Source organism: Vreelandella salicampi, assembly GCF_013415105.1.
Taxonomy (GTDB): domain Bacteria; phylum Pseudomonadota; class Gammaproteobacteria; order Pseudomonadales; family Halomonadaceae; genus Vreelandella; species Vreelandella salicampi.
Genome location: NZ_JACCDF010000012.1, coordinates 75,444 through 93,343, shown reverse-complemented (window position 1 = coordinate 93,343; position 17,900 = coordinate 75,444). Strand labels below are relative to the sequence as shown.

Genomic DNA, 17,900 nt, shown 5'->3' with positions numbered 1-17,900 from the left:
CCCTCTTTTCCATTGACGCTGATACAATACGAGTTTGCTTTTTTCTCACGCTAAACACGCAAGACAAACCCCTGGGAGTGTTTCATGCTGCTCGATACCAGCGCGCTTAACCAACAGCGCCAGCGCGTGGGCGACGACGAATCTGTTTGGCTATTTGGCTACGGCTCGCTAATTTGGAAAGCGGATTTCCCCTTTCTTGAGCGTCGCCGTGCGTTTATCTGCGGCTGGGAGCGGCGCTTTTGGCAGGGATCGCACGACCACCGTGGCACGCCTGAGGCACCCGGCCGCGTGGCGACGTTAGTCGCTTCACCCGATGCGGTGTGCCACGGCATGGCCTACCGTATCACGGGAGAAACGCTCAAGCCGTTGGATATCCGTGAAAAAAACGGCTATTTACGCGAAATCACCACGCTCACCTTTGACGATGGCAAGCACGCGGAAGGGCTGGTTTATCTCGCAACCGAAGAGAACCCTGCTTACCTTGGCGACGCGCCGCTTGATGCCATCGCTGCCCAGATTGATCGCGCCCACGGCCCAAGCGGCGCCAACCGTGAATACCTGCTCAACCTCGCTTGCGCCCTGCGTGAACTCGACGTCGACGACCCACATACCTTTGCCTTAGCGAATCGCCTAATGCCGCCAGCGTAAACATGCCGAGCCTCCAATGGTACCTACATCAGCAGCCAGCCAAGCACGAAAAGACCCAAGACAGTACGCACAATCCCACCGATCAGTGCACCGCGAAACAGCGCGCGTAGCCCTCCCCACAAAATCCACAGACCCATCACGAGCACCAAAATACTGAAAAAAGACGGGCTGATGCCCAGCGAACGCGCCAGGCCGTCGATAAACGCCTCAAAGGCGTCGAAGAAGTTGGTAAACACCGAGAGCAAAAAGGTGACAACCGCGTGAATCGCTTCGCCAACGGCTTCGCCGATTCCCTGAAAAAAACCGTTTGCCTGCATCGTTAGACCTTTGGTGGATTGCACAATATTTCCCTTACGCGGTATCAATGCACGCTAGCATGATTTACGCACTTGCGGGAGAGACTGCCCCGACCCTCACTTCTTGGCAGCGCCGAAGGAGCAACCGCCCCGGAAACTCTCAGGCCCCCGGACCGCTTGCGCGATCACGTTCCGAAGAGCGGCTGTGTCAGCGTCATTCAGCCCACCGAAGGAGCAAACAAGCCAACCGCTTGTGAATCTCTCAGGTTATAGACGGAAGGGGCACACGCAGATTCAGCGTGTATTTCCCTGACGCCTAACCTCCCCGGAGAGACAACATGCTACCCGCTTCCCCCCGCCATATCGCCGTCATCGGCGGCGGTATCACCGGTATTACCACCGCGTATAGCCTGATCAAGCGCGGCTTTGATGTAACCGTATTCGAAAAAAACCGCTATGCCGCCATGGAGACCTCCTTTGCCAATGGCGGGCAGCTCTCTGCCTCCAATGCCGAAGTGTGGAACCACTGGCCAACGGTGACCAAAGGCATGCGCTGGATGCTACGCCGCGACGCGCCGCTGCTAGTTAACCCGCGCCCTTCCTGGCACAAACTGAGCTGGTTCGCCGAGTTTATTCGCTCAATTCCGCGCTACGCCGAAAACACGAGCGAAACGGCACGGCTTGCCATCGCCGCGCGCGAGCACCTGTTTCAGTGGGCCGACGACGAAGCCATCGACTTCGACTTGAAGCGCAAAGGCATTTTGCATATTTATCGCGACAAAGCCGGTTTTGAACACGCCGCCAATGTCTCCAAGCTACTGGCGAAAGGCGGACTTGAGCGCCGCGCGGTCACGCAGGAGGAAATACGCGCCATCGAGCCGACGCTGGCAGGAAGCTACTACGGTGGCTTCTTCACCGATAGTGACGCCACCGGCGATATTCATAAATTCACCCACGGGCTCGCCAAAGCCACCGAGCGACGCGGCGCCACCCTGAACTTCGGCCATAGCGTGCAAGATATCGGCGCCGATGCCAGCAGCGCCTGGGTCACCGCCGACGCCGACGGCGAGCCCGTGCGCCAAACCTTTGATGGCCTCGTAGTCTGCGCGGGGATTGGCAGCCGCGCGCTGGCGGCCAAGCTCGGCGACCGAGTCAATATTTATCCCGTCAAAGGCTACTCGATCACCGTCCAACTCGATGACCCGACGTCACAGCGGGGCGCGCCGACGGTCAGCCTGCTAGACGATGAAACCAAGCTCGTCACCAGCCGCTTAGGGGACGACCGTTTTCGCGTGGCAGGTACCGCAGAGTTCAACGGCTTCAATCGCGATATCCGTGACGACCGTATTCGTCCGCTGATTCGCTGGGTGGAGGAATGCTTCCCCGACGTCAGCACCCGCCGGGTGGTGCCGTGGGCTGGGTTGCGGCCGATGCTGCCGAACATGATGCCCCGCGTGGGAAGCGGAAAGCGGCCGACCGTATTCTATAACACCGGCCACGGGCACCTCGGCTGGACGCTTTCAGCCATTACCGCCGAGCTGCTGGCCGATGCGGTGGAAAACGGTGCGCGGTAAAAAAGCGCCATTCGCGCCTATGGTTGCTTCACGCTTTTTTACTTGCAAACACCACCAGACCAAACAACTACCCCGCTAGCGCGCTGTCACTCATTTAACTTAACGTTTGGTTTATGCTCTCCTGGTAGCGTTCTTTGCGGATAGCGCGCCGAGGTCATTGCCTAGCATCGCGGCCTTGATTCACATTCGGTAACTGAGTAACGTAGAATGCTTTTACAACAACAGCAATACAACGCAAACACTGACGTACACCTGGAATAAAGACGACGCCAGGATGGCGAGCAGGCCAGCCCGCAACCATAAAACAGCATGCGTAACAGCATACGTTTTTGATGCCTCGACAGGGACCCCGAGATGGCGATTGAGCACTCGACACATAACGAAAAAGACGTCGTTGAGGCGGCTGATATTACCCTTTTACGCCGCTATCAAGCCACATTCACCCAATCGCGCGAAGCGATCTTGTTCTTTCAACACGGACGTATTTTCGATTGCAATCCCGCCGCCCTAGCGCTCTTTCGCATTCAAGATCGCGAACAGATCGCTAAGCTGGATATCGTCACGCTTTCACCACGCACGCAGCCAAGTGGCCAGCGCAGCGATATTGAAGGCAACGTGCATATAAAGCAGGCGCTTAACGTCGGTCAAGTGCTCTTTGATTGGCAAATGCGTGATCTTGATGGACGTGACTTTCCCGCCGAGGTGATGCTCTACCGCCTTGATCTGCCCGAGGGCACGGTATTGCAAGCCACGGTGCGCGATACCAGCGAGCATCAAGCGCAGCGCCAAGCGTTGCTACAGCGCGAGCAAGACCTGCTCGAAGCGCAGCGCATCGCCCGCTTAGGCAACTGGATTTCCGACTTTGAGCGTGGCGAAATCCGCTGGTGCGAGCAGATTTACCAAATGTTCGGTCGTCCTCAAGGCGAGCGCATTACGCATGCGATTTTCATGCAGGCCGTTCACCCCGATGACCGTAAGCGTGTTCAAACCGCCTTTGACGCAGCGATGCGCGGCGCGCCCTACGATATCACGCACCGTGTGGTACACCCCGACGGCAGCGTGCGCACGCTACATCAACGCGGCCAAATAGAATTCAGCCCAGACGGCCAAGCGCGGCGTATGGTAGGTACCATACAAGATATTACCGAGCAGAAACGCCTGGAAGCAGAGCTTGAGCACAACGCCATTACCGACCACCTTACTGGCGCCTTTAACCGCAAACGCTTTGACGAAGAGATAGAGAAAGCGCTCGCCCGACGCCGCCGCCATAGTGTTTCCACCGCGCTGATACTGCTCGATATCGATCACTTTAAGCCCGTTAACGATACCCACGGCCACGATGTCGGCGACCAGGTGCTGGTGGAGCTTACCCAGCTCATCCAGACAAGCCTGCGTGTGCCCGATTTACTCGCCCGTTGGGGCGGCGAAGAGTTCGTGCTTCTGATGCCCGATACCGGCTTAAGTGAAGCGCACCACCTCGCCGAACGATTACGTCAGCAGATCGCCTCGCACCGTTTTAGCGTGGTGGGGACGATCACCGCCAGCCTTGGCGTCACCACGCTGCAGTCCACCGACTGCTCTCACAGCAGCATGAAGCGTCTCGACGAGGCGTTGTACCGGGCGAAACACTCAGGCCGGAACCAAGTCATTGAAGCACCGCCTATTGCCAGTGTTTGTGACCAGCCACATTAAATGGCAATAGCTTCATAGAATCCATAATGGAATATATACCCTCATGGAATACATAGCCCCTATCAGCAGCGCGGTGATGGCCGTGGTCTGGGTGATCTATTTTCAGCTCTTTTTTGTTCAATATCGGCGCAATAACCGCCCTTATTTGGTGATTCACCACGCCCAGAACGACAGTCCCGGCGCGCTTTGCTTGCTGGTGAATATGGGCAAGGAACCGGTCCATGTGCAGTGCGTCCAGGCGTATATCAGAACTAAGCACCATGAGCAAGAAGTGTTCACCGTTACGCGCTACGACCGTGTTAACGCCGATGACACCAATATTCAGCAGAGCCTACGCCAAGGTCCGGTTCAGCCTGGGGGCTACCTGGTATTAGGGACATTTCGGGATATCATCCTCGGCCAGCGCAGCGAGGAGGAGGACGCCGGGCAGCTACTAGAGAACGTCACGGAACTGGAGCTACGCGCGGCGGTGATCCACGGCCCGAGCCAATACCCAGTAGGCGCGCGGCGGCGTTTCTATCTGCACCACGACAAACGCACGCGCATCTCCCCACAAAACATCCATACCGAGCAGCTGGTCAAGCGACGCTATCGCCGCGACGTCGCGGGTTGGATTGAACAGGAGCTCAACCCCGAGCGGACGGGGCAGTCCCAAACCGATAGCTCCGAACAGTCGACAAATTAGCGTGTCCTCACAGCGACGCTAATCTATTCGTAGGCGTCAGCTTTTTTGTCAACACGGATCAAGCGCACCGTATTCCCGCGAATCCTGCATAAGGAGCCGATTATGTCTGTTGAGGTCACCGTTTGGGTCGTGTTTGTTGCCGCGATGATTACCGCCATCGCGACCGGTTTAGGTGCGCTCCCCTTTCTGTTTGTGAAGCAGTTCAGCCCTCGTTGGCTCAGCCTTTTCAACGCGCTGGCCGCCGGGTTAATGTTGGCCGCCAGCCACAGCCTAGTAAGCGAAGGCAGCGGCGATGCCCCTTGGTTAACCCTGTTGGGAATGGCACTGGGGCTTTTGCTCGTGGTGGTATCTGACCGGGTTATTTCCCGCCATGGTGCGCCGGATGTTAGTGAATTAAGCGGCGCGAATGCGCGAAAGGCGCTGTTGATTTTAGGGATCATGACCATTCACTCCTTTGCCGAAGGCGTCGGCGTGGGGGTGTCTTACGGCGGCGGGGAGTCGCTCGGCATGTTCATCAGCGCCGCGATTGCCATTCACAATATTCCAGAGGGGTTAGCCATCAGCCTAGTACTGATCCCACGCGGCATGTCGGTGTTAAAAGCCGGATGGTGGAGTATTTTTACCAGCCTGCCGCAGCCGCTGATGGCGGTGCCGGCGTTTCTGTTCGTTACCTGGTTTGCGCCTTTTTTGCCCGTAGGCCTGGGTATCGCCGCCGGCGCCATGATGTGGATGGTCTTCGCCGAACTACTCCCCGATGCGCTCAAAGATGCCTCACCTGAAGCCGTTGCCACCACCGTCGTGCTAGCGTTCTTTTGCATGTATGCCTTTCAGTACGCTATGCAATGAGGCGCTATCGAGACGCTTTGCCGCACTCGCCTTGGTAAAGCTCGACTTTCGCCGTACTCTAACGGCATTACCTGACTACTTTTCTCAAGTTTCAGGACCTCAAATTCAGGGGCTCGAATTTAAGGGGCTGTCATGGCGGCACTTAGTGCTAATAGTGTTACGAGTGCTAAAAGCGATAAAAGTGGCAATAGCGCTAAGCAATTACTCAACCAGCTCGCGCGCGAGGAGCAACGCCGCTTTAGGCTTGCCGTGGCAAGCGGCCTGTTGGCCGGTGCGTTTACCTGGGTGCAAATGGGACTCTTTGCTTGGTGTGTTACCGCTCTTATTGTCGATTCACAGCCACTACGCGAGCTCAGCCCGCTCTTCGCGCTATGGCTTCTGATTCTGCCGCTCCGCGGGCTTCTCACCTACCTGCAAGAAACGCTGAGCCAACAGGCGTCACTCGCCATCCGCAAACGGCTTCGCCAGCGGCTTTTACATCATATGATCGCGCTCGGGCCAGTGCGGCTGTCGGGCTATCACTCCGCGTCGCTTTCCTATCAGCTGGTAGAACAAGTGGAAGCGCTGGACGGCTACTTTGCCCACTTTCGCGTGCAGCTCTGGCTTGCCACGCTGCTGCCGTTAGGGGTGTTCGTCATTACTCTGCGGCAAGATTGGCTGGCGGCGCTGTTTCTTGCCCTTGCTGCGCCGATGATTCCGCTCTTTATGGCGCTCGTCGGCATGGGCGCCGAGCGCTTAAACCGTGACCAGTTCGCCGCGGTCGCGCGTCTTTCCGGGCACTTTATCGACCGTGTAAGAAGCCTCACCACGCTGCAGCTGTTCGGCCAAACGGCGCAGGCGCGCGAAAGCGTGTGGGCGGCCTCCGAAGGCTACCGCACCCGCAACATGCGCACCCTACGCCTTGCGTTTCTCTCCTCGGCGGTGTTGGAGTTTTTTGCTGCGGTGGCGATTGCCGTAGTGGCGATTTACATCGGCTTTGGGCTTCTTGGCTACATCGAGTACGGCCCCTCGGATGAGCTAACGCTATTTAGCGGCTTATTCATCTTGCTGCTGGCGCCGGAATTTTTTCAGCCACTAAGAAGCCTTGCCCAGCACTACCACGACCGCGCAGCCGCGCTGGGGGCAGCCGATAGTCTAGTCAACTTACTCGCCGAGCCGCCGCCGACCACGCGTACCGGCCACACGCCTCCCGTGCCGGAAGCACCCAATACACTTATCGCGCTGCAAAACGCCCGCGTTTCCCACCCGGAGCGTGGCGTGGTGCTTGGCCCGGTCACCCTTTCGCTCGCGCGCGGTGAAACCGTGATACTTACCGGCGCCTCGGGTAGCGGTAAATCAACGCTTTTGCAGCTGCTCGCCGGTTTTGTCGACCCAGGCGAGGGCTCGCGATTGGTCGCTTCCGATGTACGCTTTGCCTGGATGGATCAACGCCCCCTGCTGATTCAGGGCACGCTGGCGGAAAATTTACGCCTCGCCGCCCCGAAAGCCAGCGACGAGGCGCTTCACCAAGCGCTCGCCCATGCGGACCTCTCTGACTTGGTCAGCGGCTTACCCCACGGTGTCGAAACGTCTATTAGCGAGCGCGGTGTAGGGCTTTCCGGCGGGCAAGCGCAGCGGCTGGCGCTGGCACGGGTATTCCTCTCCCAGGCGCCACTGGTGTTACTCGATGAGCCCACCGCCAGCCTGGATGAACACACCGAGCGCGCGGTGATGCAGGGGCTTGAAGCGCTCAAGCGCGAAGGCCGCACACTGGTGATTGCCACCCACCACCCGGCGCTTAAGGCCCTGGCCGACCGCCACTGGCATATCGAACACGGCGATCTTTACTCAGCTCAAGGCCAGGAGGTGCGCGATGACCCCGCCTGATACGCTTTTCGACACGCTACGCCCGTGGCTTTCGGCATTGGCCAAACGCCGTGCGCGGCTATGGCTGGGTGCGCTACTCATGGCGCTCACCTTGTTCTCAGCGCTGGGGCTTTTGGCTATCTCCGGGTGGTTTATTACCGCCACCGGTATCACCGGGCTGTTGCTCGCCGCAGGCGTTGCCGCCAGCCTTGAGGTCTACGTACCCGGCGGGGCAATTCGTTTTTTCGCCGTCAGCCGCACGGTGACCCGTTACGTCGAGCGTTTGTACAACCACGATACGGTACTGCGCCTGCTATCGGATTTACGCACCCAGCTTTTTGGCGTGCTTGCTGGGCTGGATAGCCGCACGCTAGCCAAACGTCGCGCCAGCGACTGGCTCAACCGCCTGACAGCTGATATCGACACCCTGGATAGTCTCTATTTGCGCCTGCTTGCACCGCCTGCGGTGGCCTTAGTCGCGATTCTCCTGCTGAGCGGCGGCGTCGCGATCTTTGTTCCGAGGGCCGGCGCGCTACTTGCTGCTGTGCTCATTCTTGGGTGGCTATGGCTGACGCTCGGCCAGGCGCGGCTGGGCATGGCGGCAAGCGAGCGCCACGTTCACCAGCTGGAAGCGCTGCGTAGCCGCGCCATTGAGCAGCTTCAGGGGCTGGCGGAACTGGAAGCTTACGGCAGTTTGGCTGACCACCGCGCGCGTCTCGATGAGATTGAAATGCGCTTGCAGCACGACCAGCGAACGCTCGGGCGACTATCGGCGTTGGGCAACGCGCTGGAAGGGTGGCTGGTAAGTGCCGCCACGCTGATGACACTTTGGTTTGCCGCCCAAGCGTGGCAGGCCGGGACGGTTAGCGGCCCGGTGATGGTGATGCTAGTGATGGCGGTACTCGCCATGAACGAGGCGCTTGGGGCACTGCCGGCCTCGTTCACCTGGCTTGGCGCCACCAAAGGGGCCGCGGCGCGCTTAAACCAGCTTAACGCACAGCAAATGCCGACAAATACTGAGGTTTCTCAGCCAGTGAAAAACGCTCACACGCTGACACTGGAAAACGTGCACGTGCATTATCCAGGTGCCCTTCAGCCGGCGCTGACGTCGCTCTCGCTGACCCTTAACCCCGGCGAGCGCTTGGCGATAACCGGCGCTTCCGGCTCGGGTAAATCCACCCTGGCCGCCCTCGTGAGCCGTCAGCTATCCCCCACCTCAGGGCACATCACCCTCGGCGGCGTGCCGCTTGCTCAGTGGCCAGAAGACACGTTGCGCCAACGCGTTGCTGTGCTTACCCAACAAACCGAGCTTTTAGACGACAGCCTCGCGGCCAACCTACGCCTGGCGAATCCCGAGGCCGACGATGCCGCACTGTGGCGCGTGCTGAAAAACGTCGATCTGGCCGAATGGGCGAACACACTGCCTCAAGGGTTAAAAACCCGCGTTGGGGAAGGCGGCCGTCAGCTCTCGGGGGGGCAAGCTCGCCGCGTGGCGCTGGCGCGGCTATTTTTGCGCGATCCAGACCTTGTACTGCTAGATGAACCGTTTGCTGGCGTTGATGAACTTACTGCACAACATTTGTCAAACTTTATGGATTCCTGGCTGGCGGGTCGTAGTGTGATCTATCTTGTTCATGGTCTTAACAAAAATGCCCCCTTACCGCCACGCATCACCCACGCGGTGGCGCTAGCGGATTAAGCGCCCTTCACTGCGACAATACGCCATCGCCAATAGATTAACTTAAGCTTATAGCGACCAGGATTTTACTCTAAAATAGAAATTACATGATAAGCATATTCCAATTACGGATAAAAACTCCGGCGCTATTTACGGGTTTTTATTGTTGCCGAAGTGCTTATCTCTTGCCCCGCGACGTGCTCTGGGAGGTAATCATGGAGCTTGATCCGCTGTTACTCTCGAGGCTGCAGTTTGCCTTTGTGGTTTCATTTCACGCCATATTTCCGGTATTCACTATCGGGTTGGCGTCATATATTGCCGTGCTGCATGGCCTTTTTTATAAAACCGAAAACCCCGCCTGGGATCGCCTAGCACTCTTTTGGACCAAGGTTTTCGCCGTCGTGTTTGGCATGGGCGTAGTGTCAGGCATCGTGATGTCGTTCCAGTTCGGCACCAACTGGAGTAATTTCGCCCAGGCGACGTCGAACTTCCTTGGCCCCGTACTCAGTTACGAAGTGGTGACGGCCTTCTTCCTTGAAGCGGCCTTCCTTGGTGTGCTGCTCTTTGGTCGCCATAAAGTCCCTGAAGGTGTGCATCTGTTTGCTGCCATTATGGTCGCGATAGGGACGTTTATATCCTCGTTCTGGATTCTTTCCGCCAACAGCTGGATGCAGACCCCGGCCGGCTTTGAGGTCATTGACGGCCGCTTCCATATTACGTCCTGGATGGAGGCGATCTTTAACCCGTCGTTCTGGTATCGCTTTTCGCACATGGGCATGGCCTCGTTCTTAACCGGCGGTTTTGTCGTTGCGGGTGTCAGTGCTTGGTTCTTGTTGCGTCAACGTGATGTTGAAGCCAACAAAAAAGCCCTTTCCATGTGTTTGTGGCTGCTGTTATTTCTCGCACCGGCGCAAGCCGTTGTCGGCGACTTTCATGGTTTGAATACGCTGGAGCACCAGCCCACGAAGGTTGCCGCGATGGAAGGCAATTGGGAAACTCAATCTAACGTACCGCTGCTGCTGTTCGCCATCCCCGACCAAGACGCCCAAACCAACCACTTCGAAATCGGCATTCCGAGCCTTGCCAGCCTAATCCTGACCCACCACACGGATGGCGTCGTTCCGGGTATTTCTGAAGCAGCGCCCGATGAGCAGCCGCCGGTGGCGATTGTGTTCTGGTCGTTCCGCATCATGGTGGGCCTTGGCTTTGCGATGATCGGCGTGGCGATTGCCGGGTTGATCCTGCGCCGCCGCGACCGCTTCTACCAGAGTCCGATGTTCCTGAAAGTGCTGGTCGGCATGATTGTGTCGCCCTTTGTTGCGGTACTGGCTGGCTGGATTGTCACCGAATCCGGTCGTGCCCCGTGGCTGGTTTATGGCGTCATGTCCCACGCGGAAGGGGTCACACCGTCGCTGACCGGTGCCATGGCGCTGTTTACCCTAATCGGCTATATCGCGGTTTACAGCGTGGTGTTCTGCGTGGGTGTTTACTACCTCACCCGCGTAGTGCGCAACGGCATGCTGGAAGACCCTGAAGAAACCCAAGGCGAAGTTGAGCGCCCCAAGCGCCCCTTCTCCGCTGTGCATACGCCGTTCGATGACGACGACAGTGACATGCAAGGAGCCCGCTCATGATCGATTTATATTTGCCGTTGATTTGGGCCGGTATTATCGGCTTTGGCGTGATTATGTACGTCCTGATGGATGGCTTCGACCTGGGGCTAGGGATTTTGTACCCCTTTGCCCCCGATGACGAAGCGCGGGATGTGATGATGAACTCCGTCGCCCCGGTATGGGACGGCAACGAAACCTGGTTAGTGCTCGGGGGCGCAGGCCTCTTAGGTGCCTTCCCGCTGGTGTATTCGGTGTTTCTGCCCGCCCTGTATATCGGTGTTTTCTTGATGCTAGCGGGGCTTATCTTCCGCGGTATCTCGTTTGAATTTCGCTTTAAGTCGAGTAAAAATCGCCACTGGTGGAACCGCGCCTTTTGCTGGGGCTCGGCGGTGGCCACGTTTGCCCAAGGCGCGGTGGTCGGCGCGTATATCCAGGGTTTTGCGGTGGAAGATTTTGTTTACGTCGGCAGCGCGTTCGACTGGCTCACCCCGTTCACCGTGCTCACGGGCCTCGGCTTAATGGCGGGCTACGCGCTACTCGGTGCTACCTGGTTGATACTAAAATCTGAGGACTACGTACAAGCATGGGCGTATCGCATCACACCGAAGCTGTTGCTTGCGGTGCTGATCGTGTTCGCTATCGTCAGCCTATGGACCCCCCTTGTAAGCTTGCCCGTACGTGAGCGTTGGCTAAATCAAATTCACCTTATCTGGATCCTGCCGATTCTGGCATTTGTATGCGCGGGCATGCTCTACCGCAGCGTCAAACGTCAGCAGGAAAAGCTTCCTTTCGTGATGGCGCTGGGGCTTTTCATCTTCACTTATTTGGGGCTAATCGCCAGCAAGTGGCCGGTTATCGTCCCCCCCGACTACACCATCTGGGATGCGTCTTCAGCACCCGAATCGCAGCTTTTCCTGCTGATTGGCGTCGTGTTTATCATTCCTATTGTGCTCGCCTACACCGCGTGGACCTACTGGGTCTTCCGCGGCAAGGTCAAAGTCGGCGAAGGCTACCACTAACAGCGGCTCTGGTTATCTCCCCTCTGCATGTTGAATGCAGACCTGGGCGCCGGTATCGGCGCCCTTTTTTTGATACCCCGGCACTATATTCGCTATGCAGAGAAGTTATTTTCTTATATAAGAATATGAGCTATCTTTAGAATCAAATAGAAACTTTATTTCACTCCTTTACGGAGGGCACCATGCAAACGTTTTCGCTTTCACACGGCACAAATGCCAGCGCGCCCGATGTCGCCGGCTTTTTTGACTCGCGCACGTTCAGCGTGCAGTACATCGTCAGCGATCCGGCAACGAAACAGTGCGCGATTATTGACCCGGTGCTCGATTACGACGAAAAATCGGGCGCCACCGCTACCCACCATGCCGATGAGCTCTTGGCTTACATCAACGAGCAAGGCTTTACCGTGCAGTGGATTCTCGACACCCACCCCCACGCCGATCACTTTTCGGCGGCACACTATCTGAAAGAAAAGACCGGCGCTCCCACGGGCATTGGCATTTACGTTAAAGACGTACAAGAGCTATGGAAAGGGATTTATCACTGGCCGGATTTCCCCGCCGACGGCCGCCAATGGGATCATCTTTTCGCCGAGGGCGAGACGTTTAAGGTCGGCAATATTGATGCACGAGTGATGTTTTCGCCAGGCCACACGCTGGCCTCAATCACCTACGTGATTGGGGATGCCGCTTTTGTTCACGACACCCTGTTTCAGCCCGACTTTGGCACCGCACGCGCTGATTTCCCGGGGGGCAGCGCCAAAACGCTGTGGGATTCGATTCAGGCGATCCTCGCCCTACCAGAGGACACGCGGCTGTTCACCGGCCATGACTACATGCCAGATGGCCGTGAACCGCAGTGGGAAAGTACGGTTAAGCAGCAAAAAGCCGAGAACCCGCACCTGGCCGGTGTCAATCAGACAGACTTTATCGCCCTGCGCGACAAGCGTGACAGCGAGCTACCGATGCCGAAGCTGATCCTGCATGCGCTGCAAGTGAACACACGTGGCGGGCGCCTGCCGGAGCCGGAAGCCAATGGCAAACGCTACCTAAAAATCCCGCTAGATGCCCTAGAAGGCGCTGCCTGGGAGTAACATAACCAACGCAACCGCATGTCGCGCACGATTACGACACCCTGCTGTCGATGACAGGGGTGTACCGAAAACATAAGGAGATTGCCTTGAATATCCAAGAGCTCGAGCCAGGCTTTGCCATTTGCGACGCGATTACCCCGGATGATTTGGAAGATGTCGCCCAGCGCGGTTTCAAATCGGTGATCTGCAATCGCCGCCCCGGTGAAGCGAATGACCACCCAGACGACAAACCGCTGAGCACCAAAGCGCACGCGCTGGGGCTTGAGTGGCGCTGCATTCCCGTGACGCCGGGCGAGTACAGCGACGCCGACATCGCCGCGTTTAGTCGCGCGCTGGATGAACTCCCAACACCGATTCTCGCCTTCTGCCGCAGCGGCAAGCGCGCCGTGCATCTTTGGGCGCACGCGAAAAGCCAAGAGCACAGCTGCGATATCCCTGCACTGCTGGCGGCTGCCCACGAAGCGGGCCACGACCTGGAAGAGCGCCGCAGCACACTAGAAGCTGCACAAAGTAATTCATGGCAGCGCCGCACGTAAAAACGCCACCAGCTCATCGCCGTGGTGTGCAAGGCTTTCGCTTAAGTCGTGTCCACCTTCTACCAAGCGCAACGTCGCGTTGTTGTGCTTATCCGCAAGGGTATACGCATCGTTAAGCGGGATGATGGTGTCATTTTCGCCGTGCACCAAGAGCACCGGGCAGCGTATCTTACCCAACGTATTCACCGGCGCGATGGCATCAAAGCGGTGGTCGATCACGCGCTCAACATAGCGCAGCACGTACCAACCCAAGGGGAAAAACGGCAGGCCTTTCTCGGAAAGCCAGCGTCGCATCATGCCATCCGGGTGGGCAAAGCTTGAAAGGCTCACCACGGCGGTAATATCGTCGCGGCGCGAAGCAGCAAGCAGCGTGGCGGCAGCACCCACCGAGTGACCGATCAGCGCGACCGGACGCGTGGCGTGGGCCCTGTGCAACCAGGCAAGCGCCGCATCGATATCCTCGGCGAAACGCGGCATAGAGGAAAACGTATCGCTATCGCTGTTACCGTGGTTGCGCACGTCAAACACCAGCACGTTCCAGCCGGCCTCCAGCAAAAGCGGCGCCAACACCAACAGAGTGGCGCGGTTTGCTCCCCAGCCGTGAGTCATCACCACGTGCCCTTGGGCAGATGCCGCAGGCAACCACCAGCCTTCTAGTTTCCGCCCGCGCTGGGTAGGGAAGTGTACCGTTTCACCTTCTAGCGAGTAAGCATCAAGCGTGTTGCTCACCGGCTCCCGGGGTGCGGCGAGCTCGCGGTGCAAACGGCGATGAAAACGCTGCTGCAGCACAATGCCCAGCGCCGAACCGCCAGCTAACAATCCTGCCGCGTAAAGCCACGTATACACCTGCCACCCTCCTGTCTTAACAACGTTCTTAACAACGTTTTTAACAACACGCTTAACAATATTCCTAACTACACCGAAGATGCTGCAGCGCAACACCCGATACGCTATACTATTGGCTAAGATATTAGGATATTAAGGTATTTTTATGTTCGTTCGTAGTTACCGACTTGCCTGGCTTCGCGGCTTTGTTGACGGCGAACGGGGCAACAAACATCAAACTCTTAAAGGGGTTCCAGGGTTTCGTTATACCAGCGGCTGGATTGAAGGCCACGCCAAGCGCCAGGGCTACGCCTACGGCTTAAGCGATGTGACGCAAGAGGAGCTTGATAGCGCCCGTGAGAAAGCACCTTCTCAAGAAGCTCACGCCTGGGACAATATGACCTGGACCTTTTAAGCCCACCACCTTGCGCCTTCGCGCAAAAAAGCCACCCCGTAAGTCCAGGGTGGCTTGGCTGTCTAACAATAGCTGTCTGTATTAATTACTTAGGCTGCTTGGTCTTACGCAGGTAGGGGAAGATAGTTTCGTATTCACCATATTTTGCTTTGGCGTCTTCATCTGAAACGCTCGGCGGAATGATGACATCTTGCCCAATCGTCCAGTCAGCCGGTGTTGCAACGCCATGCTGGGCCGTGGTCTGCAGTGCATCCAGCGCGCGCAGTATCTCGGCGAAGTTGCGGCCAACGGTCATCGGGTAGGTCATGGAGAGCTTGAGCTGCTTATCCGGACCGATGATAAACACCGAGCGAACCGTGGCGCTATCCGCAGGGGTGCGGCCGTCCGGCAGGTAGGCTTCTGCCGGTAGCATATCGAAGAGCTTGGAAACCTCCAGACCTTCATCGGCAATGATCGGAAACTGAACATCGTTACTGCAATAGGATTCGATGTCGTTGATCCAGCCCTTGTGGTCTTCGACGCCGTCGACCGACACACCGATCACTTTGGTGCCTCGCTTTTTCCACTCTTCATTTAACGACGCGACCGCACCAAACTCGGTGGTGCACACCGGGGTAAAATCTTTCGGGTGCGAGAACAAGATCGCCCAGCTGTCGCCAATCCAGTCATGAAAGCGAATCTTGCCTTGGCTGGTATCGGCTTCAAAATCCGGCACAACTTGGTTTATGCGTAGTGACATAATCGGCTCCTTATGTGAGTTGAGTGGTACCTATATAACATGAGTCCGGTGACATCACATTACAACCGCGACCACTCGTCACGACGTCTTATTGCGCATTAGGGAAAAACAGCTGCTGGCCGCCTACCTCAAAGTTCGCAATCGCCTGCTGACCATCCTCTGACAACAACCACTGGTGCCACTGCTTGGCAAGATCATGCTTTAAGTGCGGATGGCGCGCTTCTGATAGCAATAAGCTGCCGTACTGGTTAAACAGTACGTCGTCGCCCTCGAATAGTAGCGTCAGGTTTTGCGGGTTTTCAAAGGCTACCCAGGTGGCGCGATCGGACATCACGTAGGCATCCATGGCGGCAGCGGTATTGAGCGCTGGCCCCATACCGCTGCCCAGCTCGCGGTACCAGTCGCCTTCCGGCGTGACGTCAGCGTTCTCCCACAAACGAAGCTCCGCGCGGTGGGTACCACTGTCATCGCCGCGCGAGGCAAAAGGCAGCTCAGCCTCGGCGATATCCGCAAATGCCTCGGCGGCGCTTTGTGCATCGGCGATGCCCGCTGGGTCACTTGCCGGGCCGATCAGCACGAAGTCGTTAACCATTACATCAGCGCGCTCCGTGGCATAGCCGTTCTCGACAAACGCCTTCTCGCCCGCCGTGTCGTGCACCAACAGGCTATCGGCGTCTCCGCGACGGGCGATCTCAAACGCCTGGCCGGTGCCGACGGCTACCACGCGCACCTCGATATCGGTCGCTTGCTCGAATAGCGGCAAGATAGTATCGAACAGCCCCGAGTTTTCCGTCGAGGTGGTCGACGCCAAGGTAATGTAGCCTTCAGCGTGGGCTTGTATGGCCCAACCCGTGGTCATGATGCCAGCAAGGGCCAATGGTAACGTTATTTTCATTTTGTCGTTCTCCTCTCACGGCGCACAAACAGTCAGAGCTCCGTTATTCGATCAGCTCTCCTGCAAGAAATGCCTGCGCCTCTTTTGAGGCGGGCGCGGTAAAAAACATATCCGCTGGCGTGTGTTCGCGTACGTGGCCACCGGCAACAAACAGTACATCGCTCGCCAGCCGCTTTGCTTGATGCACATCGTGAGTGGTCATCACAATGCGCGTGCCTTGACGCTGAAAGGCGTGCACCGCCGCTTCCACCGCTTTGATGGCTGCCGGGTCGAGCGCGGAGGTGGGTTCATCCAGAAACAGCACCTCGGGCTCAAGTACCCAGGCGCGGGCGAGCGCTAAGCGCTGTTGCTCGCCGCCGGAGAGCACGCGCGCTGGCGTATCGGTGCAGGCGATGAGACCAAAGCGCGCTAGTGCTGCTTCAGCGAGCGGTTTGCGCGCCTTACGCGGAGTCTTATTCACCGCCAGCGCGTGCGTGAGGTTGGAAATTGCCGAGCGACGCAACAGCACCGGCTGTTGGAAGACCATCGCCTGGCGCGGTCGAGCGGGCGACCACGACACGCGCCCCTGAGTGGGCGAAAGCAACCCATGCGCCAGGCGCAACAGGAGGCTTTTCCCTGCCCCGTTGGGTCCCATCACCAGCGTCGGGCCGGCGCCCGTCAAGGTAAACGAGCACGGCCCGAACAGCGTTTTGCCTTGGTGGTAAAAGCTGACCGCATCAAACGAGAGGTTCGCGGCTTGGTAGCTCGCTACTTGTGCATCAGGGATAGTGTGTGCGTCAGGAATCGAGAGCGATGTCATCCCATGCGCCTCCTCGCCATCTCACCAATTACATAGGCGGCGGCGTTAATCAGCATCACCAGCGTCAGCAGTACAATCCCTAAGCCCAGCGCCAACGGCAGATTTCCCTTGCTGGTTTCCAGCACAATGGCGGTGGTCATCACCCGGGTCACGCCGTCAATATTGCCGCCCACCATCATCACCGCGCCGACCTCGGCACTGGCGCGGCCAAACCCCGCGAGTAATACCGTCAGCAAGGCAAAGCGCGCATCCCACAAAAGGGTTGGCATCATGCGCAGCCGCGACATCCCCAGCGACACGAACTGCTCACGGTACTCGCCTAAAAGTTCTTCCACTTTCTGGCGTGACAGCGCAGCCAAAATCGGCAGCACCAGCACCACCTGAGCAATCACCATCGCCGTGGGGGTAAACAAAAGCCCCCACTCACCCAGCGGGCCCGCGCGGGAGAGCAGCAGATAAACGCAGAGCCCCGCCACCACCGGCGGCAGCCCCATCAGCGCGTTAAGCGCCACCACTACCGCACCACGGCCGGGAAAGCGCCACAGCGCCACCGCGGCCCCTAAAGGGAAGCCCAGCATGGCCGACGCCAGCACGGCGATCAGCGACACTTTCAGCGACAGCGCCACAATGCTCATCAGCGCCGCGTCCCCGCTTAACAGCAGCGATAGCGCGACAAAAAAAACGTTGGTCTCTTGCGGCATGCG

18 protein-coding genes and 1 riboswitch are annotated in these 17,900 nt (G+C 57.9%); of the genes, 12 read left to right on the top strand and 6 right to left on the bottom strand.

The window, feature by feature from the left end; genetic code table 11:
* Nucleotides 1-84: 84 nt before the first annotated feature.
* On the top strand, nt 85-648 hold the full coding sequence (locus HZS81_RS13505; protein WP_179931094.1) for a gamma-glutamylcyclotransferase: 564 nt from the start codon (nt 85-87) through the stop codon (nt 646-648).
* A 23-nt stretch (nt 649-671) separates the two neighbouring features.
* Here HZS81_RS13505 and HZS81_RS13500 read toward each other — a convergent pair whose 3' ends face one another.
* On the bottom strand, nt 672-965 hold the full coding sequence (locus tag HZS81_RS13500) for a hypothetical protein (RefSeq protein ID WP_179931161.1): 294 nt from the start codon (nt 963-965) through the stop codon (nt 672-674).
* A 65-nt stretch (nt 966-1,030) separates the two neighbouring features.
* Nucleotides 1,031-1,130, top strand: a riboswitch (glycine riboswitch).
* 152 nt (nt 1,131-1,282) lie between these two features.
* Between HZS81_RS13500 and HZS81_RS13495 the strand changes: the two genes are divergently transcribed.
* The 10 genes from HZS81_RS13495 (at nt 1,283) to HZS81_RS13450 (ending at nt 13,523) form a co-directional block, all read left to right on the top strand.
* Nucleotides 1,283-2,518, top strand: a complete 1,236-nt coding sequence (locus tag HZS81_RS13495) for a D-amino acid dehydrogenase (RefSeq protein ID WP_179931093.1) — start codon at nt 1,283-1,285, stop codon at nt 2,516-2,518.
* Between the two features lie 354 nt (nt 2,519-2,872).
* Nucleotides 2,873-4,210, top strand: coding sequence for a sensor domain-containing diguanylate cyclase (locus HZS81_RS13490; protein ID WP_179931092.1), 1,338 nt, complete (start codon nt 2,873-2,875; stop codon nt 4,208-4,210).
* 43 nt (nt 4,211-4,253) lie between these two features.
* Complete coding sequence (locus HZS81_RS13485; RefSeq protein WP_179931091.1) at nt 4,254-4,895, top strand: hypothetical protein; 642 nt, start codon at nt 4,254-4,256, stop codon at nt 4,893-4,895.
* 102 nt (nt 4,896-4,997) lie between these two features.
* Nucleotides 4,998-5,741: a ZIP family metal transporter gene (locus tag HZS81_RS13480; protein WP_179931090.1), complete on the top strand. Its 744-nt coding sequence runs from the start codon at nt 4,998-5,000 to the stop codon at nt 5,739-5,741.
* A 132-nt stretch (nt 5,742-5,873) separates the two neighbouring features.
* Nucleotides 5,874-7,607, top strand: a complete 1,734-nt coding sequence (cydD, locus tag HZS81_RS13475) for a thiol reductant ABC exporter subunit CydD (RefSeq protein WP_179931089.1) — start codon at nt 5,874-5,876, stop codon at nt 7,605-7,607.
* The gene (gene cydC, locus HZS81_RS13470; protein WP_179931088.1) at nt 7,594-9,285 is read left to right on the top strand and encodes a thiol reductant ABC exporter subunit CydC; all 1,692 of its coding nucleotides are present in this window, start codon (nt 7,594-7,596) and stop codon (nt 9,283-9,285) included. The genes cydD and cydC overlap by 14 nt, the downstream gene beginning before the upstream one ends.
* A 194-nt stretch (nt 9,286-9,479) precedes the next feature.
* Nucleotides 9,480-10,898 (top strand): cytochrome ubiquinol oxidase subunit I, encoded by a 1,419-nt coding sequence (locus tag HZS81_RS13465; protein WP_179931087.1) that lies wholly within the window; start codon nt 9,480-9,482, stop codon nt 10,896-10,898.
* Nucleotides 10,895-11,896 (top strand): cytochrome d ubiquinol oxidase subunit II, encoded by a 1,002-nt coding sequence (gene cydB, locus HZS81_RS13460; protein WP_194249379.1) that lies wholly within the window; start codon nt 10,895-10,897, stop codon nt 11,894-11,896. The genes HZS81_RS13465 and cydB overlap by 4 nt, the downstream gene beginning before the upstream one ends.
* A 182-nt stretch (nt 11,897-12,078) precedes the next feature.
* Complete coding sequence (locus HZS81_RS13455) at nt 12,079-12,987, top strand: MBL fold metallo-hydrolase (RefSeq protein WP_179931086.1); 909 nt, start codon at nt 12,079-12,081, stop codon at nt 12,985-12,987.
* An 86-nt stretch (nt 12,988-13,073) separates the two neighbouring features.
* Nucleotides 13,074-13,523 carry a protein tyrosine phosphatase family protein gene (locus HZS81_RS13450; RefSeq protein WP_241697503.1) on the top strand — a complete coding sequence of 150 codons (450 nt, stop codon included), beginning with the start codon at nt 13,074-13,076 and terminating at the stop codon, nt 13,521-13,523.
* Here HZS81_RS13450 and HZS81_RS13445 read toward each other — a convergent pair.
* On the bottom strand, nt 13,503-14,369 hold the full coding sequence (locus HZS81_RS13445; RefSeq protein ID WP_206679558.1) for an alpha/beta fold hydrolase: 867 nt from the start codon (nt 14,367-14,369) through the stop codon (nt 13,503-13,505). The two genes, HZS81_RS13450 and HZS81_RS13445, sit on opposite strands and share 21 nt — an antisense overlap.
* A gap of 145 nt (nt 14,370-14,514) precedes the next feature.
* On the opposite strand from HZS81_RS13445, the gene HZS81_RS13440 reads away from it, so the two are divergent.
* Nucleotides 14,515-14,763, top strand: a complete 249-nt coding sequence (locus HZS81_RS13440; protein WP_179931084.1) for a hypothetical protein — start codon at nt 14,515-14,517, stop codon at nt 14,761-14,763.
* Between the two features lie 85 nt (nt 14,764-14,848).
* Here HZS81_RS13440 and HZS81_RS13435 read toward each other — a convergent pair whose 3' ends face one another.
* The 4 genes from HZS81_RS13435 to HZS81_RS13420 form a co-directional block, all read right to left on the bottom strand.
* Nucleotides 14,849-15,502 (bottom strand): peroxiredoxin, encoded by a 654-nt coding sequence (locus HZS81_RS13435; protein ID WP_179931083.1) that lies wholly within the window; start codon nt 15,500-15,502, stop codon nt 14,849-14,851.
* An 88-nt stretch (nt 15,503-15,590) separates the two neighbouring features.
* A complete protein-coding gene (locus HZS81_RS13430) occupies nt 15,591-16,397 on the bottom strand; it encodes an ABC transporter substrate-binding protein (RefSeq protein WP_179931082.1) in 807 nt (268 codons plus the stop codon).
* Between the two features lie 43 nt (nt 16,398-16,440).
* Nucleotides 16,441-17,196 carry an ATP-binding cassette domain-containing protein gene (locus tag HZS81_RS13425; RefSeq protein WP_179931081.1) on the bottom strand — a complete coding sequence of 252 codons (756 nt, stop codon included), beginning with the start codon at nt 17,194-17,196 and terminating at the stop codon, nt 16,441-16,443.
* Nucleotides 17,193-17,897, bottom strand: a complete 705-nt coding sequence (locus tag HZS81_RS13420; protein WP_179931080.1) for an ABC transporter permease — start codon at nt 17,895-17,897, stop codon at nt 17,193-17,195. The genes HZS81_RS13425 and HZS81_RS13420 overlap by 4 nt, the downstream gene beginning before the upstream one ends.
* Between the last annotated feature and the right edge of the window lie 3 nt (nt 17,898-17,900).

What these genes read in the sequence shown, in the direction of transcription:
- HZS81_RS13505 (WP_179931094.1), top strand. Translation starts at nt 85, where the DNA reads ATGCTGCTCGATACCAGCGCGCTTAACCAACAGCGCCAGCGCGTGGGC.
- HZS81_RS13500 (WP_179931161.1), bottom strand. Translation starts at nt 965, where the DNA reads ATGCAGGCAAACGGTTTTTTTCAGGGAATCGGCGAAGCCGTTGGCGAA.
- HZS81_RS13495 (WP_179931093.1), top strand. Translation starts at nt 1,283, where the DNA reads ATGCTACCCGCTTCCCCCCGCCATATCGCCGTCATCGGCGGCGGTATC.
- HZS81_RS13490 (WP_179931092.1), top strand. Translation starts at nt 2,873, where the DNA reads ATGGCGATTGAGCACTCGACACATAACGAAAAAGACGTCGTTGAGGCG.
- HZS81_RS13485 (WP_179931091.1), top strand. Translation starts at nt 4,254, where the DNA reads ATGGAATACATAGCCCCTATCAGCAGCGCGGTGATGGCCGTGGTCTGG.
- HZS81_RS13480 (WP_179931090.1), top strand. Translation starts at nt 4,998, where the DNA reads ATGTCTGTTGAGGTCACCGTTTGGGTCGTGTTTGTTGCCGCGATGATT.
- cydD (WP_179931089.1), top strand. Translation starts at nt 5,874, where the DNA reads ATGGCGGCACTTAGTGCTAATAGTGTTACGAGTGCTAAAAGCGATAAA.
- cydC (WP_179931088.1), top strand. Translation starts at nt 7,594, where the DNA reads ATGACCCCGCCTGATACGCTTTTCGACACGCTACGCCCGTGGCTTTCG.
- HZS81_RS13465 (WP_179931087.1), top strand. Translation starts at nt 9,480, where the DNA reads ATGGAGCTTGATCCGCTGTTACTCTCGAGGCTGCAGTTTGCCTTTGTG.
- cydB (WP_194249379.1), top strand. Translation starts at nt 10,895, where the DNA reads ATGATCGATTTATATTTGCCGTTGATTTGGGCCGGTATTATCGGCTTT.
- HZS81_RS13455 (WP_179931086.1), top strand. Translation starts at nt 12,079, where the DNA reads ATGCAAACGTTTTCGCTTTCACACGGCACAAATGCCAGCGCGCCCGAT.
- HZS81_RS13440 (WP_179931084.1), top strand. Translation starts at nt 14,515, where the DNA reads ATGTTCGTTCGTAGTTACCGACTTGCCTGGCTTCGCGGCTTTGTTGAC.
- HZS81_RS13435 (WP_179931083.1), bottom strand. Translation starts at nt 15,502, where the DNA reads ATGTCACTACGCATAAACCAAGTTGTGCCGGATTTTGAAGCCGATACC.
- HZS81_RS13430 (WP_179931082.1), bottom strand. Translation starts at nt 16,397, where the DNA reads ATGAAAATAACGTTACCATTGGCCCTTGCTGGCATCATGACCACGGGT.
- HZS81_RS13425 (WP_179931081.1), bottom strand. Translation starts at nt 17,196, where the DNA reads ATGACATCGCTCTCGATTCCTGACGCACACACTATCCCTGATGCACAA.
- HZS81_RS13420 (WP_179931080.1), bottom strand. Translation starts at nt 17,897, where the DNA reads ATGCCGCAAGAGACCAACGTTTTTTTTGTCGCGCTATCGCTGCTGTTA.